This window comes from Lachnoanaerobaculum sp. MSX33 (assembly GCF_000512995.1).
GTDB lineage: Bacteria > Bacillota > Clostridia > Lachnospirales > Lachnospiraceae > Lachnoanaerobaculum.
Genome location: NZ_AZXX01000013.1, coordinates 20,696 through 38,111, shown reverse-complemented (window position 1 = coordinate 38,111; position 17,416 = coordinate 20,696). Strand labels below are relative to the sequence as shown.

General features: G+C 37.1%; 10 protein-coding genes. 1 reads left to right on the top strand and 9 read right to left on the bottom strand.

The genetic code is table 11. The features are described 5' to 3' along the window. Positions 1-18: 18 nt before the first annotated feature. From HMPREF1495_RS01795 to HMPREF1495_RS01785, 3 genes are all read right to left on the bottom strand, one after another. Positions 19-1,689, bottom strand: a complete 1,671-nt coding sequence (locus HMPREF1495_RS01795) for a formate--tetrahydrofolate ligase (protein WP_034211548.1) — start codon at positions 1,687-1,689, stop codon at positions 19-21. 30 nt (positions 1,690-1,719) lie between these two features. Beyond that, positions 1,720-4,749, bottom strand: a complete 3,030-nt coding sequence (locus HMPREF1495_RS01790) for an FtsK/SpoIIIE family DNA translocase (RefSeq protein WP_034211546.1) — start codon at positions 4,747-4,749, stop codon at positions 1,720-1,722. 71 nt (positions 4,750-4,820) lie between these two features. After that, entirely contained in the window at positions 4,821-5,972 is a 1,152-nt protein-coding gene (locus HMPREF1495_RS01785) for an NAD(P)H-hydrate epimerase (RefSeq protein WP_034211544.1), read from the bottom strand. A 242-nt stretch (positions 5,973-6,214) separates the two neighbouring features. Here HMPREF1495_RS01785 and HMPREF1495_RS01780 point away from each other — a divergent pair, with 242 nt between their 5' ends. Next, on the top strand, positions 6,215-6,601 hold the full coding sequence (locus HMPREF1495_RS01780) for a hypothetical protein (protein WP_034211543.1): 387 nt from the start codon (positions 6,215-6,217) through the stop codon (positions 6,599-6,601). A 53-nt stretch (positions 6,602-6,654) separates the two neighbouring features. Here the strand turns inward: HMPREF1495_RS01780 and proC are convergent, their stop codons facing one another. The 6 genes from proC to xdh all read right to left on the bottom strand — a co-directional run bounded on the left by proC (position 6,655) and on the right by xdh (position 17,164). Next, complete coding sequence (gene proC, locus HMPREF1495_RS01775) at positions 6,655-7,440, bottom strand: pyrroline-5-carboxylate reductase (RefSeq protein WP_034211541.1); 786 nt, start codon at positions 7,438-7,440, stop codon at positions 6,655-6,657. A gap of 8 nt (positions 7,441-7,448) precedes the next feature. Further along, positions 7,449-8,360: a LysR family transcriptional regulator gene (locus tag HMPREF1495_RS01770; protein WP_034211539.1), complete on the bottom strand. Its 912-nt coding sequence runs from the start codon at positions 8,358-8,360 to the stop codon at positions 7,449-7,451. A 1-nt stretch (position 8,361) separates the two neighbouring features. Further along, entirely contained in the window at positions 8,362-9,012 is a 651-nt protein-coding gene (locus HMPREF1495_RS01765; protein ID WP_034211537.1) for an SGNH/GDSL hydrolase family protein, read from the bottom strand. A 126-nt stretch (positions 9,013-9,138) separates the two neighbouring features. After that, positions 9,139-12,126, bottom strand: a complete 2,988-nt coding sequence (locus HMPREF1495_RS01760) for a hypothetical protein (RefSeq protein WP_034211535.1) — start codon at positions 12,124-12,126, stop codon at positions 9,139-9,141. Continuing rightward, positions 12,092-14,428 (bottom strand): efflux RND transporter permease subunit, encoded by a 2,337-nt coding sequence (locus tag HMPREF1495_RS01755; protein WP_034211533.1) that lies wholly within the window; start codon positions 14,426-14,428, stop codon positions 12,092-12,094. The genes HMPREF1495_RS01760 and HMPREF1495_RS01755 overlap by 35 nt, the downstream gene beginning before the upstream one ends. Before the next feature lie 156 nt (positions 14,429-14,584). Next, a complete protein-coding gene (xdh, locus tag HMPREF1495_RS01750) occupies positions 14,585-17,164 on the bottom strand; it encodes a selenium-dependent xanthine dehydrogenase (protein ID WP_034211531.1) in 2,580 nt (859 codons plus the stop codon). Positions 17,165-17,416 lie beyond the last annotated feature (252 nt).

Sequence of the window (17,416 nt, the reverse complement as noted above, 5' to 3'; positions counted from 1 at the left end):
TGTTTACTTTAAGGTCTTTTAGAACAATCCTACTATATCTCCGTTATCATCTACATCTACCGCTTCTGCAGCAGGGACCTTTGGAAGTCCCGGCATGGTCATAATACTTCCTGTTATTGCAACTACAAAACCTGCTCCCGCATTTACATATACTTCTCTTACATTTATCTCAAAGTCCTCAGGTCTTCCAAGTTTCTTCGGATCGTCTGAAAGTGAATACTGATTCTTTGCCACACATATAGGAAATTTATCAAATCCAAGTGCTTTTGCCCTGTCAAGAGCCTTCTTTGCCGCAGGTGAATACACTACATTCTTTGCTCCGTATATTTTCGTTGCAATAGTATGAAGCTTATCTTCAAGACTCATATCATCAGGATAAAGCAAAGTGAAATGACTCTTTTTGTTTTCAAGTGTGTAAAGAATCTTTTCGGCAAGCTCTATGCCGCCCTTTCCTCCTTCTTCCCATACCTTTGAAACTGCAAACTCACAATTTCTGCTTTCACAAAACTCTCTGATAAAGCCCACTTCCGCCTCTGTATCACTGACAAAATTATTTAGAGTAACCACTACAGGTACTCCGAAGAGTTTGATATTTTCAATATGCTTTTCAAGATTTACTATGCCTTTTTTTAGGGCATCAAGATTTTCATTTGACAAATCTTCCTTGGCTACTCCTCCATTATATTTAAGAGCTCTTACTGTAGCTACTATTACCACACAATCAGGAGCAAGACCAGCCTTTCTGCATTTTATATCAAAGAACTTCTCCGCTCCGAGGTCCGCACCGAATCCTGCCTCTGTAAGCGCTATATCAGCCATTCCCATTGCAATCTTTGTAGCTCTTATTGAATTGCATCCATGTGCTATATTTGCAAAAGGACCGCCGTGAACAAGTGCAAGTGAATGATTCAAAGTCTGTACAATATTCGGCTTTATTGCATCTTTTAAGAGTGCGGCCATAGCTCCCACGGCTTTTAAATCTTTGGCAAATACCGGCTCCCCTTTAAAATTGTATGCAACAATAATGTTGGAAAGTCTTTCCTTCAAATCATTCATATCCTTTGACAAACATAGTATTGCCATTATCTCTGAAGCCACCGAGATTACAAAATGATCTTCTCTGACAACTCCGTCGGTCTTATTCCCAAGGCCTACAACTATATTTCTCAGCACTCTGTCATTCATATCTATACATCTTTTATGAATGATTGCTCCTGTATCTATTCCAAGTGTATTTCCCTGCTGAATATGATTGTCCAACATGGCGGCCAAAAGATTATTTGCAGAGGTTATAGCATGAAAATCACCCGTGAAGTGAAGATTTAACTCATCCATAGGCACTACCTGTGCATATCCGCCTCCGGCAGCTCCACCCTTTACACCGAAACATGGTCCCAGAGAAGGCTCTCTAAGCGCTATTACCGCACTCTTTCCCATCTCTTTAAATGCCTGTCCAAGACCCACAAGAGTTGTAGTCTTACCCTCTCCCGCAGGAGTAGGATTTATTGCCGTTACAAGTACAAGCTTACCTCTTTTTTTATCTTCATGAGCTTTTAAAAAATCCTCGCTAAGCTTTGCCTTGTATTTACCGTACATTTCCAGGTCATCAGCATCTATCCCGTATTCTTTTGCCACTTCGGCAATATTTTTCATTTCTATACTTCTTGCAATCTCGATATCGCTACGCATATATCCTCCTAAAGATAAGTTCCCGGATACTTATAAAATATCCAAGAACTCGTCCATATTCATCAATATTTCTCTTTTCTTTGTTCCGGCTTCACCACCTACAACCCCCGCACTTGCAAGCTGATCCATAATTCTTGCGGCTCTGTTAAAGCCTATTTTAAAGTTTCTTTGAAGATTACCTATAGAAGATTTATCCTTTTCTATTATATATCTTCCTGCGGCCTCAAACAGCTCATCTCTTTCAGAAATATCATTTCCGGCACTTGCCGCATTCTGTGTTTCTTCTATCTGTTTGATTGTATTCTCATCATATTTTGCCTGCATTCCCTGATTTTTTAAGAAATCAACTACTGCAGACACCTCTTCATCAGATACAAACGCACCTTGTACTCTCATAGGTGTTGCCGATCCATATGGTGCAAACAGCATATCACCCTTTCCAAGAAGCTTCTCAGCACCGTTGCTGTCAAGTATCGTTCTGGAATCCGTACCTGAAGATACCGCAAATGCAATTCTTGAAGGTATATTTGCCTTTATTATACCTGTGATAACATTTACACTAGGTCTTTGTGTAGCTATAACAAGGTGAATTCCACATGCTCGGGCAAGCTGTGCAAGTCTTACTATTGCATCTTCAACCTCATTGTTTGCAACCATCATAAGATCTGCCAACTCGTCTATAATTATAACTATCTTCGGCAATTTCTCAGGTAAGCCTTCAATATTGCCTCTTCTTCTCGCATCTTCTATTCTCTTATTATATGCTGTAAGATCTCTTACACCTGTAGCCGCAAACTTCTTATATCTTTCACCCATTTCAGCCACAGCCCAGTTAAGTGCCGAAGCCGCCTTCTTAGGCTCTGTTACAACAGGTATCAAAAGATGAGGTATTCCGTTGTATACTGAAAGCTCTACAACCTTCGGGTCTACCATGATAAGTTTTACATCTTCAGGTGAATACTTGTATATAATACTCATTATCAAAGTATTGATACATACCGATTTACCTGAACCTGTAGCACCTGCAATAAGTACATGAGGCATCTTTGCAATATCTGAAACTATTACTTTACCGGAAATATCCTTACCTACCGTAAAACCGATACTTTCATTTCCGTTTTTAAAAGCTCTGCTCTCGAAAAGATCTCTTAAGAATACCGTCTGCTTTTTCTTATTCGGTACTTCTATACCTATGGCGGATTTACCCGGTATAGGTGCCTCAATTCTTATATCACTTGCCGCCAAAGCGAGTTTAATATCATTTGCAAGTGAGAGTACTTTGGATACCTTTACCCCCTGCTCAGGCTTTAACTCATAAAGTGTTACAGAAGGCCCTACACTTATATCTTCCACCGTTACATTTACATCAAAGCTTGCCAATGTCTCCTGCAATGTAATTGCAGTATTTCTATATTCACTATCTGATATTGCCTCTCCCGCTTCAGTATTCTTATTCAGTAAAAATGTACCCGGATATATATAAGGTCTTTGAACTTTCTTGGCAATTTCATTTCTTATCTTACCCTGTGGCGAGTTTGCTCTTTGCTCCTCCATCTTCTTTTGCAATGCCGAGGTGTCTGAAACTATAACTTTTCCACCTGCAGTTACCAAGGTTCTCACACCGTCATTACTTACCAGAGTATTTTCATTTCTATTCTCGGTGCGAATCTCTTCTTTTTTTACATATTCATTATTTACAGGCTCATTTTGCTCCGCCCTGTTATATGTGTAAGCATTATTATAAGAATTATCACTGATAGGCTCATCATATATATCGTCATAAGCTTTTATAAACTCAATACTGCTTTCAGAGTTTTCTGTTTTTCCGTCTATACCGGATAAACTGTTTGCATCATCAATATATCTGAAGTCTTCATGTGTATCATCATCTGTGATTCTGATAGTGGACATCGGCTGCTCATAGATATCTATCTCATCTTTTCTTGCCAGTATCTCATTAGCTCTTCTCAATGTCTCTTCATCAATATCATTTTCAAATTTTGACTCTTCTTTTCCTCTGTTTATATTTCCATAGAAGGTATCAGGTCTTTTATTTACAATGATTGACGACTGTGTATTGGATTTTTTCGGCTCATAACTTGCCTCGTATTTACTGTTAATTGCAATGTCGTTTGAAGCACCTACATCCGAAGCGTTTTTTTCAAAGTTTTCATCATTTTTAGCATCAAAGATCCCTCCTATCGGCTCATGCATTTCTGCATTTGCAGTTGGGAGATCCACTACATGCTTCTTTTTCTTCTTTGAAAAATCTATGGCACCGAGATTAATATTTCCCCTATTCGGACGGTAATTATATCCTAAAAGTTCTTCAATATACCCTTCACTTTTATTTTCAAGGTCAAGTTCTTCAAACTCCTCCTCATACTCAGGATCTTCTTCATATTCGAATTCTTCAACAGCCTGCTGTTCTCTTCTTTGTTTTCTTTGCTCCATTACCCTTGCCATATCTGTCTTAGCTCTTGATATGGTCATCTGTCCCCCGGTTTTTATTATGGAAACAAATGATTTTCCGGTTAATATTACGATTGATATTATAAGTACGGCAATAAAGAAGATAATAGCACCGATTTTTCCAAGTACGGTTGATATAAGAAGTCCTAATCCTCCGCCGATAAATCCGCCGTACCATCCTTCAGTGTAAAATCTCATAAGTCCGAATTCTTTAAGATTTGGTATTCCGAAAAGTGATATAAGTGCATCAACAGCAAGCACGGCCATCAAAACACCCGCAAATTTAATTTTTGCAAGACTTGATCCGATATTTGACAGTAAAAATGCTCCACCTACAAATACAAACATAGGCACTGCAAATCCCAGTATGCCGAATACTCCTAACTGAAATATTCTAAGATATTTCCCCACTACTCCCATAAGCCCGAAATGACTTAAAAAAAGTACCAATGATATACAAACCAGCGCAATCATCAGAATTTCCGAATTAAGGAAATCCAGCTGCTCATTATTATCTATTTTTTTCTTAGCCCTGCTGCGGCTACTTGTTTTACCTGTTTTTTTTGTTGTTTGTTTTCGACCTGCCACTTCAATTCTCCACTTCCATAAAGTCTACTCTTAAGTATACATAATATGGAAATCATTTGCAATATTTTGCATTATTTATCTTCTATTACTATACCTATATCCATATTTACAAGTTCACCTATATGTTTTGAAGCTTCATTCGTAATAAGCCCTTTCTTTAAAAAGCCTATACTTACCGTAATATCCGAGTTCACACATATATCAGCCTCCCCCGTATCACCGTTCATTCCGGAGTTTATATCGGCACTTACCACACTTGCATTTGAATCATTTATTGCTTTTATAAGGGAATATACCGGTTCTTTTACCTCACCGCTAAAACCTGTACCGTATATACAGTCAAGAATATAATCATATGAATTAAATTTTTCAAGCAAAGCGGCATAGTCCATACTTTCATCCAGAACAGTGTACTTTATACCGTTTTGCTTACAAATATCGAAATAATACTGCCCGTCCTCCGAGAACTTATCCTTTATCAAGAGTATCTCCACATCTATTTCTTCCGTATTCAACAAATCCGCAACCACATATCCGTCACCTGCATTATTTCCGCTTCCGGCAACTACAAGTACCTTATCACCTATATTCCAGTTTCCGACATAGAATATTGCCTCTCCTGCCCTGTACATCAGCTCCTTACTGTCTATAAAATTTGCAATTGTATAGCTGTCGGCATCTCTCATCTCTTTTACAGACAGCACTTTTTTTTGCTCAAAAGAATCAAAGAACTTTTTTACAAGTTTTCTGTAATCTCTCTCCTTTATTTCCATTCCCTTGGCACCCATAAGTTCAAACTCCACACCCATTTCCACAACTCTTGTGTCAAGTGTTTCAAAACCGTTTTTTCTGTAAAAATCCAATCTTTTCTTTCTCTGTTTAAAATTATCGCTTTCTTCTTCAACCGGTTCTATCGCCAGCGAAAGCCTCGGATGCATCTTCTTGTACTCACGCAATATTTTACTTCCGTATCCGCTCTGCCTCAATGAATTTTCTATAGCAAAATAGAAAATATATGAAAGCTCATCCCCCACCAATGTATGTATAAACCCGAGCCATTTATCATCATCATAAATTGACAAAAACTCCACACCTCTGTCATTGCCGACCAACACCATGATATAAAAAGGTATTCTCTCTTCAAAAGGGAAGGCATCAAAGTAAAGTTGTTTTATTTCTTCCAAGTTTTTTGTATTCTCATCTATTATCTCAAATCTGATCATTATTCTCCTATCCGAAAACATGGCTTTTATTCGCTACCATATCTTTTCTTTATTACTCCACATACCGACATAATGAGTCGTAAATGTTTCATTTAAGAATTTTAATTCAATCTTTCGAAACTATTTTTCTTTTTTTTAGATATAAAATGCTATTTTGTTTGACATTTTTGATAAATAGGTATAAAATCGTTTCTTGTTAAACTTAAGGCTGATTACTCAGTCTATTTTGGGAGGTATTTAAAATGTTAAAATTAAAATTATTTTCAATCGCTGCAATAGCTATGCTTGCTTTCACTGCTTGCGGTTCAAGCTCACAAAAGGCTGATGCTTCATCTGCTGTAGAGTCAGCTGCAAACGAAGTTTCTTCAGCTATGGAATCAGCTGCATCAGAGGCTTCTTCAGGTGTTGAGGCAGGTGAGGCTGATGCTTCTTCTGCTATCGAGTCTGCAAACAGCGAGGCTTCTTCAGCTTTAGAGTCAGGTTTGTCAGAGGCTGCTTCAGCTTTGGAGTCTGCAGGTGTTGATGTTTCAAGCATTAATGACGCTGCAAACGAGATGGCTTCAAGCCTTGCTAATGATGCTGCAAATATTGCTTCATCTGCTGCAGAAGCTGCTACAAAGGGTAACTAATATAAGAATAAATCGAGTAAAAAAGTCAGGCTGCATTATGCAGCCGGCTTTTTTTATTTCTTCGATTTTAATGTGGCTGCACTTATCGCTTCTATTACTCCTGCTCTGAAGCTGTAATCTTCAAGTGCTTTTACACCTTCTATTGTAGTGCCTGCAGGTGAGCAAACCATATCCTTTAATACCGCCGGATGGATGCCTGTCTCAAGCAATTGTGTCGCACTTCCAAGTACCGTTTTTGCAGCCATCTTTATTGCCACATCTCTTTTTAAACCGTGAAGTACACCTGCATCGGCCAATGCCTCTATAAACATTGCAACATATGCCGGACCTCCGCCTGAAAGACCTGTAACAACAGGGAAAAGTCTCTCTTCTACCCATTCCACAAGTCCTATTGCCGAAAACATGTCTTCAACAGTTTTCTTTTCCTCATCAAGTGCATTGCTGTCACTGTCAAGAGCAAATACTCCTTCTCCAACTATGGCCGGAGTATTCGGCATTATTCTAAGTACTCTTTTATCACTTCCAATCCACGACTTTATAGTGCCACTCTCAAGTCCCGCCACTATTGATATAATCAATTTATCTTTCAGATTTTTTGCAATTTTTTCAAAAAGTGCTTTTGCATGTATCGGCTTTACAGCTACAAGTACGGCATCCGAATTTTTCACAAGATCCGACTCGTCATTGTATACATTAAAACCGTCTTCTTTTGCTTTTTCCATTGTCTTTTTATATGTATCAAAAGCACCTATATCTTTTATGTCCATCGCCTTTTTGGTAACAAAACCTTTGGCAATGGCTGAACCCATATTTCCGAAACCTATTACACCTAATTTCATTGTATCTCCTATTCCAATATCTTATCTTTAAACTTGGATACCTCTTCCAAATACTTTTTACCAAGTTCACTTATTGCTATATCTTTTCTCATAATATAGCCTATAGTCATCTTCTCATCAGAATCAAGCTTTATGGCCATATACTCGTCACCGTTTAACTCTTCACATATTATACCTGAGCAAAGTGTATATCCGTTTAAGCCTACCATAAGATTAAGCAATGTCGCTCTGTCATTTGCCTTTATAAGTTTATGGTATTCATAGGTTGAAAGTACCTCTTCAGCAAAATAAAAAGAGTTGTACTCTCCCTGTTCAAAAGAAAGGCATGGATAATCCATAAGTTCTTCCATTTTTATCTTACTCTTATTTGCCAAAGGATGATTTCTGTACAAATAAACATAAATACTGCACTCCATAAGCGGAGCAAAGACAAGATTTGATTCATTAAAAAGTTTTGTCAGAATATTTTTATTAAAATCATTCAAATAAAGTATTCCTATCTCACTTTTAAATGTCTTTACATCATTGATAACATCAAATGTCTTTGTCTCATGTACAGCAAATTCATATTCGTCCATACCGAATTGCTTTACCAGATTTACAAAAGCACTTACTGCAAAAGTATAGTGCTGCATTGATACACTGAATTTCTTTTTTAGCTTCGGACTTGAAATATATTTTGCCTCTATCAAATCAAACTGCTCAACTACCTGCCTTGCATATCCTACAAATTCACTGCCTTCCGGTGTAAGAAATATGCCTCTGTTATTCCTTGAAAAAAGTTTTATTCCTATTTCAGATTCCAATTCTGCAATTGCCGATGAAAGGCTTGGCTGTGTAATAAACAAATTTCCTGCGGCCTTATTTATTGAGCCGGCATTTGCTACTTCTATAGCATATTTTAATTGAGTTAAAGTCATACTATGCCTTCAATTCTTTACTTTCCAAAGTATTCTTTATAATTTCGCTTACCTTCTTTGCAAGTGATTTATGTGAGTCTGCAGTTAAATGCATAAAGTCGATATCATTCATAGTGACACATGAAGCCGAATCAAAAAATCCCACTCCAAGTTCCTTTGCTATAAGTTCATACTCTTTTGCAATTTCATAGGACTTATCGGAGCATATACCCATATTTTTGCTTACATCTGAAAGTTCACACTCCTTTAATATCGGTCCCGGTGCAATTACAAGTATATTCGGCTTATCCCTCCAAACTTCCGCCTCAAGAGCCTTCTTTACAAGTCTTCTCATTCCGAGAGCAATATTTGCGGCAGTCAAAGAAAATCTTTGCTTACAGTCATTTGTTCCAAGCATAATAACAAGCATATCAATAGGTGAATGAGTCTGTAAGCATGGCAAAAGATATGTAAGTCCTGACAGTCCCTCATTGAAAGGATCGTCAAGACAGGTGGTTCTTCCGCAAAGACCCTCTTCCAATATTCTATATTCATTGCCAAGAAGCTTAGCCGCTACCATAGGCCATCTGATTTCTTCATTAAATCTGCCCCCTGTAGCAGCATCATATCCCCAGGTATTTGAATCTCCAAAAATAACAACTCTCTTTTTCATATTTCTTCCTATCTGTTATCATAGTTTTCTTCTATTATACTAAAACTTCACAGTCTTTTTCAATACAGGTAATTTATCAAAATGAGCTGTACAAAACTTTGTACAGCTCGATTGTATTTAATCTATTTATTTCTTTTTCTTCTTATAATAAAGATATCCTGAAATTATTACGGCGACAGCCCCTATAAAGGAAAGTATAATAATATATTTATTTATACTCTCAGTCCTGATCAAAACAATTTCTCCCTGTGGACTGTCTACTTTAAAGCTCAGATAAGACCCGACTTTGGTTGTATCTGCTTTTATAATACCGTTTTCAGTCTTTATTCCTACGGCATTTGCCTTACCGTCCTCATTTAAAACTCTAAGCTCAATACCCTCATTAATATATTTTCCTTCAGGTATTATGCTGTATTTATATGCCTTAATCACATCTTTATCTGTTTCAGGTACGACGGTCTCTTCCACTTGAATACTTGTCCCTTCATAGAATAATGCACTTGCAAGTAAAACCGGCTTACCGTTTACATTTGTATTTGCCGAAATATTTTTATTCCATCTTTCCTCAACCAAATGTATATTTATATTTCTCTTTATATTGTTTACTTCCTTATTTTCCCAGTATGTATTATACCCTTCAACCTCTGGAGCCTTCGGAATATCGGCACCGCTGACATATGAGTTATAGGCTACATTTACAGTCTTTATAATATCATCTCCCACAAAGTAATTTACTCTGAGAGTTTTAAATCCCTCAGGAGTATTATTATCCTGTAAAAGTTCCTCATATGAGACAATACCTGCTTCGGAGTTTAGAGTTATATCATTTATCGCTCCGACGCCTTCATCAACATATCTGTTTGCACTTACATAGGAGTCTTTTAAAACATCTCCTGCAATACTTCCGAATCTTCCGGAATTACTGCTGACTACAGTACTCATGGCGGTATTTCCAATCAAATCTTTTGCAATTCCTGCAATTCCTCCTATATAATCGGTTCCTTTTACATCTCCAAGCATATAAGAATCTTTAATAAGGTTTTTGCTGTAACCTGCAATTCCTCCTATATAAGATCCGTTTTGTGAACTGACATCGGCAAAGTTTTTGTTTGCAATGACTGCCCCATAGTCGGCTTTTGCCACTATGCCTCCTGCGTAGTCATTCTTTACATTTATTTCACCTTCATTTGTATTTGACTGTATCAGAGCATATACATTATTTGAAAAATTAAGAGATATCTCTCCTCTTTTATCAACATCATCTTTAATGTCTGTTTCCGTGATAATGCCATCCTCCGGATCTATGCCTACTCTACCTACAATTCCGGCTGTATTTATATCACCGTTTATAATTGCCCTGTTTGCAGAGTTTTCCAGTCTGCCGTATACATATTCCTTAGGCGGGTTCACAGATACGTCAAAATAAATTTTTCCGTCATCAATTTTCTCTTTTAGTCTGTCTTCTCCGTTTTGAATAGTTCCTCTTATATTGTCAATTTCATTCCTTACTCCGTCAACACTGCCCTTTATATCCTGTCTGCTGCTTCTTAAGTCTTGTCTTGCTTTATTTATCTCGGCTTCAAGCTCATCTTTTTTTGTGCTTACAGTATCATAGGAATTATCAAGATTCTGTCTTAAGTCACTTTTCTCATCATCCAGATAGTCAAGTAACTCATTTGATTTTGAGTACAAATCGTCAATCTCATGAGTAATTGCCTGAAAGTCGTCTGCAATATTGTCGGCACTTTCTTTTTTATCTTCAATATCACTTTTCATTCTTTTAGATATCTCATTGATATTTTTTATAGCTGCAATAAGATTTTGAAGTTTGGTATTTCTGTCGTTGATGATATCCTTATAGCTTTCTCCATGCCTTAAATCTCCAACATTATCTCCTATATCTGAAATATCGGAGTTTATATTACCGGTTATACCCTTTATACCGTCATTTTTTTCTTTCAACCCGGCATCAAATTTATCCGCCTCTTCACTGTGGAAATTTTTTCTTTCTTTTATGCTGTCTTCAAGCTCATTTTTTTTAGAATCAATGCCGTCCACATTATTCTCCAATATAGTTGCATTCTTATCCACCTCGGCCTCAAAAGCATCCAATAGCTTTGACAATGTTTCCGTCTGTCTTTCAAGGCTGTCTATAGTATCACCTTCATATGAAATCTCTATATAAGGCTTTAATAATCCGGCTATACCTCCAATATCCTTTCTGCCGTAGACGGAAGCTTCATTTATACAATTATTTACAGCACCTGTCTGTAAGCCTACTATACCTCCTACTTTATATCCTATATGAGAGTATCCTACCTTTTCACTGTTTGTACAATCTCTTATAATTCCGCTTGATACTCCTGCAATTCCGCCTGTCATCTCCTGTTTAACATCATCTGTAACGGCATTTGAAACGGAAATGCTTGGTACACTTTTCATTTTATCATCATCAGGAAGTACACTTTCATTATCACCTGCAATTCTTCCAAGGTTTTGTGAGCCTATGATACTTCCCTTATTATATCCGCAGATACCTCCGACTATTTTTGTGCCTGTTATGGCAGCATGATTTTTTGAGTTGATTATAAATCCGCTTTCATCATTTACACCGGCTATACCTCCTACTCTTTTATAAGCCGTTACATATCCGGCAAAGCTCACATTCTCTATAACGCCTTTATTGGTTCCTACAACTCCTCCTACAACCGTCTTACCTCCGTCAGGGCTTATATTTCCTTCTACATGAAGATTCTTAATGCTTCCCTTTGTACCGAGTACACTTATAAGACCTGCACCGGTACTTTTTTCGCTTACATTAAGTCCCTTTATTGTATATCCGCTGCCGTCAAGAGTTCCGGAGAATATTGAAACAGGCTTAAAGTCCTTATCCGACAAGTCAATATCATTTGTTAAAACATAGGTCTTATTTAATGTGAAATTCTCAACTGTAGAACCCTTTGAAAGACTTATGAGTTCATCGGCGCTGCTTATATTTATAATATCCTGTGTATTTTGCACAGAGTTGATATCGACATTTGCAGTCGCATATACCGGTAAAACATTTCCGAATATTAAACTAAGACTCAGTAATAATGCTGTTTTCTTCTTCATCTTCTCTCTTATTCTCCTCCTCATTTATTTTTCTTGAAAACGATGTCTTGTCAATAATGAAATCAAAAGTATAAAGCAATATCGGCAACACCACCATTACCATTATCATTGAAATAACAACTCCCTTTCCAAGAGTTTTTCCGAGAGATGCAATGGTCGGATTTGATGTGATATTTCCTATTACAAATCCTGAAGCCGCCATAATACTTCCCGATGTAACTATCGTAGGGAAGGCTTCATTTAAAGTTCTTGATATTACATTCTTTCTGTCCGAAATCTCTTCTCTCAGAGCCAGATATCTGCTTGTGATAACAATTGCATAATCAATTGTCGCTCCCATCTGTATTGAACTTACTATCAAGTAACTTAAGAAGAACATATTTTCTCCTGTAATATATGGCAAACTGAAGTTGATCCATATACTTCCCTGTATGGTAAGTACCAATATAAAAGGCAATGCCGCATTTTGGAATGTAAAAAGTAATATAACACCAACCAAAAGTGCTGTTACAATACTGATTCTTAAATTATCCCCTCCAAATGATTTGCTGATATCATAGTCACTTGAACTGTCACCGACCACATATGCTTCATCATAATATTTTTTTGCTATTTCTCGCACATTATCAATACCGGTAAAGGTATCTTTACCTTCAAGAGGCTTATCCCATATAAGTATAATCCTTGAATACTTTTCACTTTCCAGCTGTTTTCTTGCATCGGTTATACTCTTATGTATATCTTCTATATCGCTGATAGTATCCTCATCTATATCAAGACCACCCTCTTCAATTTGCTCATATAAAAAATCCACCATATTGATTATAGGTATTTTATAGCTGTCAATACTTTTCATAAATGCACCATACTGCTCATTCTTTAATGCATAGAATCTGTATGCTGACTTTACAAGATCCACATCCACATCTGCAACCTCAGCCAGTTCCCTCGGATTTAAACTGTCTGTAAGTACATATTCGCCGTTATTACCTACTTCAATATTCGCAAGTCCTGTAACACTCTTTACTCCTTGAATATTTGAAACCTCTTTAAGCAGTGCGGCCTCTCGCAAGTAGTCCTCCTTCGGAATAACTATTGCCAAAATATTGTTTCTTCCAAACTGCTCCTCGATTTTTTCCTTCGCTTCAAGATATTCGGTTTTCTTATCCGACTCTATAGAATTTACATCAAATATATATCCGGTTTTACTTGAAAGTATAACTCCGCCAACTGTAATAACTATAAATAAAGGAAGTATAATTCTTTTTAACTTTAAAATTCCGCTTCCAAATGCTTCTATATTAGGTACAAAATTTTTATGCATTGATTTTTCAATCTGTTTTTCAAACATCATTATAAGTGCAGGCATAAATGCAAATACTGCCAGCATACTGAATATAATGGATTTAAGTAAAACTCTTCCAAGATCCATACCTATCTGAAACTGCATTGTCATAAGTGCCACCATACCTGCCATAGTGGTAAGAGAACTTGATGATATCTCGGGTATAGCCTTTGCAAGTGCTTTTATAAGAGCATGCTTCGGCTTATAATCCTTTCTTTCCTCCATAAATCTGTGGAAAAGTATTATTGCATAGTCAATAGCAAGCGCCAACTGCAATACTACTCCTACAGCCTTTGTCACAAATGAGATTCTTCCGAATATAAAATTTGTACCTATATTCAGTACTATCGCTATTCCGAATGTAAGCATGAAAATCAGTATTTCCATATATGTTTGTGAGGTGAACAATAACACTGCAATTATTATGATTATTACCAGGACAAATATAACCTTCATATCCTTGTTCAAAGCTTTAGCATCATCTTTATCAATAGTTGTATATACAACATTATCATAAGGAGAAACCGTATCCCTTACCTTAACTATTGCATCCTGAACTAATTTTGAGCTTTCAATATCGTCAAAGCTTATTGTATACAGAGCGGAAAAATTCTTATAATAATCTTCTATATCCTTATTTTCATAATCCTTATCAGATTTATCATAAAAGTCCACTTTTGAAACTCCCTTGATATCCTTAATTTCCTTTGATACTTCAAGGGCTCTGTCATAATCAACATTATAAATCATTACTTTTGCCGTTCCGAAAGTTGTAAAGTTCTCATCCATAATATCAAGTCCCTGCTTAGTTTCGGAGGTTTGCGGTAAATAATCCGATAATTTATCACTGACCTTTACCCATGATGAACTGAACACTCCGAATACCGCGGCAAGAATAAAAAATACCAGAAAAGCTTTTCTTTTATTAACTATAAATGAAGCAATCTTTTCAAACATCTTTCTCTCTCCTATTCTTTATACTTATGTATATTTTTAGACATATGACTATTATTTCGGTATTATAATACATTCGGAGTATTTTTTCAACACCTGTTTATTATTTTTTAAATAAAAAATTGGGATCCTTATCGAATCCCAACAAAAAATTATTCTTTATTTTTTCTTTTTATTTGTATAATATGTATCATCCATAGGTAATTTCGGTCTTAACTTACCGTCTCTCTTGTAGTACGCGTTCTGTACTGCAGGTGCGGTAGGAATTGTTGCAATCTCACCGATACCCTTTGAACCGTATGCCACTCCAAGAAGTTCTTTCTTCTCTACATATATCGCCTCAATCTCAGGTATATCTGTAGCTCTCATAAGTCCAAGTGTACCGAATTTTGACTTAGGTACACAATCCTGTAACTTAAAGTCCTCAGTAAGTGCATATCCGAGTGACATAAGCACTCCACCCTCTATCTGACCCTGGATGGAAATAGGGTTTACAACCTTTCCTGAGTCATGAGCAGCATAAACCTTCTTAACCTTACCTTCATCATCAAGTACAACAAGATGTGTAGCAAATCCGTATGCAACATGAGATTTAGGGAACGGTACATCTGCTCCGAGCTTATCTGTAGGCTCAAAGTACTCTGCATAGTAGTCTTTACCGTTGAGCTTATTTAAATCTCCGCCAACAGCATCAAGATCCTTCTTAAGTTCAAGTGAAACCCTTCTTATAGCCTCACCGCTTATAAGAGTCTGTCTTGATCCTGAAGTAGTACCTGAGTCAGGATCATGTTCAGAGTTACATCCCATATTTTTAAACTTGGACTTCGGCAAGTTCAAAGTTTCCGCCGCCATCTGTATAAATATTGTTGCACAACCCTGACCGATATCTGAAGCACCGCAGTATATCTCTATAACACCGTCATTAACAATAAGTTTTGCACGTCCTGTATCAGGAAGTCCTACACCTACACCGGCATTCTTCATAGCGCATGCCAAACCTACATTCGGATAGTTTGCTTCATAAGCATCTTTTACAGCTTCCAATGTCTCTTTAAGAGCTGTTGAACAGTCTGCAATCTGTCCGTTAGGCAATACCTTGCCCGGTTCGATAGCATTTCTGTATCTGATTTCCCAAGGTGATATTCCAACCTTTTCAGCAAGCAAATCTATAATGGACTCAAGTGCAAACTCGCTCTGGCAAACTCCGAATCCTCTGAACGCACCTGCAGGAGGGTTGTTTGTATAGTATCCGTATCCTCTAATATCATGATTCTGATAGCAATAAGGTCCTACCGCATGAGTACATGCACGCTCAAGTACAGGCCCGCAAAGAGATGCATATGCTCCTGTATCAAAATATATATCACAGTCAAGTCCTGTAAATATACCGTTTTCATCACATCCAAGAGTAAATGTACCATGCATAGCATGACGCTTCGGATGGAATGCAAGTGACTCGTCTCTGCCAAACTTAGCCTTTACGGTTCTTCCAAGCTTATATGCACAAAGTGCCGCTATATGCTGAACTGAAACGTCTTCTTTACCACCGAATCCGCCACCTACAAGCTTGTTCTCAACAACAACCTTCTCAGGATCCCAGCCGAACATTATAGCTACTTCTTTTCTTGTATCGAATACACTCTGATCGGTACTTAAAATCTTTACACCGTCCTTATACGGCATTGCTATTGCACACTCAGGCTCAAGGAATGCATGCTCTGTGAAAGGTGTATCAAATGTCTCTGTAACAGTATACTTTGAATTTGCAATCGCTTCCTTGGCATCACCTCTTTTAACATGTCTTGACTGACAAAGGTTACCGTTTGGATGTACTTTTCCCGCACCCTCGGCCATAGCCTCTGTTATATTTCTTACAGGCTCAAGCACCTCATATTCAACCTTAACAAGCGCCTTAGCCTTCTTTAATATTTCTTCACTCTCAGCAACTACGAGACAAATAGCATCACCCATACATCTTGTAACGTCACCCTTTGCGATCATTACATCCCAGTCCTGCTGAATATGTCCCACCTTATTGTTAGGTACATCCTCTGCTGTATATACCGCAACTACACCTTCAAGTGCCAAAGCCTCTGAGAAGTCGATATCAAGTACTCTTGCTCTAGGGTATTTTGTTCTTACTGCTGAAACATGAAGCATATCTTCAAGTTCCACATCATCAACATACTCACCGATACCGAGAACCTTATCTCTTACATCAATTCTGAAAGCATTTGAACCTACACCGTAGTCATCACCCTTTTCAAGCTCTTCATCAATCTTTCTATCGCCTCTAAGTATCTGAGCCGTAAGGTCAATACCCTCAATAATCTTCTTATATCCTGTACATCTACAGATATTTCCCTTTATCGCCTCTTTGATTTCGTCTTCTGTAGGATTAGGATTTCTGTCAATAAGAGCTTTACCTGACATTACCATACCCGGAATACAGAATCCGCACTGTACAGCACCTTTTGATCCGAATGCATATACAAATGCCTCTTTTTCAAAGTCGCTTAATCCCTCAACCGAAACAATGTTCATTCCCTGTGCTCTTTTTGTAGTCATAACACAGGCTCTGGTAGCTTTTCCGTCAATTATAATAGTACAAGTACCGCAAGCTCCCTGACTACATCCGTCTTTTATAGATTTGAGCTTTAAATCGTCACGTAAAAATCTTAAAAGTGACACTTCTTTTTCAGTTTCAACCAATTTACCGTTAACTGTAAAACTGTACATCAAAATTCCCTCCACGATGTATTTATATGCCATTAAATACGTTGCTGATTTTTCTTTTTAAAATCGCGGCATATATGATTGTTTGTAAATTTACTTCGGCTTTATAACATTTAATTTCAGATTTTTGAACTTAAGATATAAATGTTATTTTTACCAAAAAAATTTTTAGATATATCTTCCTTAAAGAAAATATCCCGTAATCTTATTCACATTTTTCAACAATGTATTGTCGACATTATAGCATAATTTTTA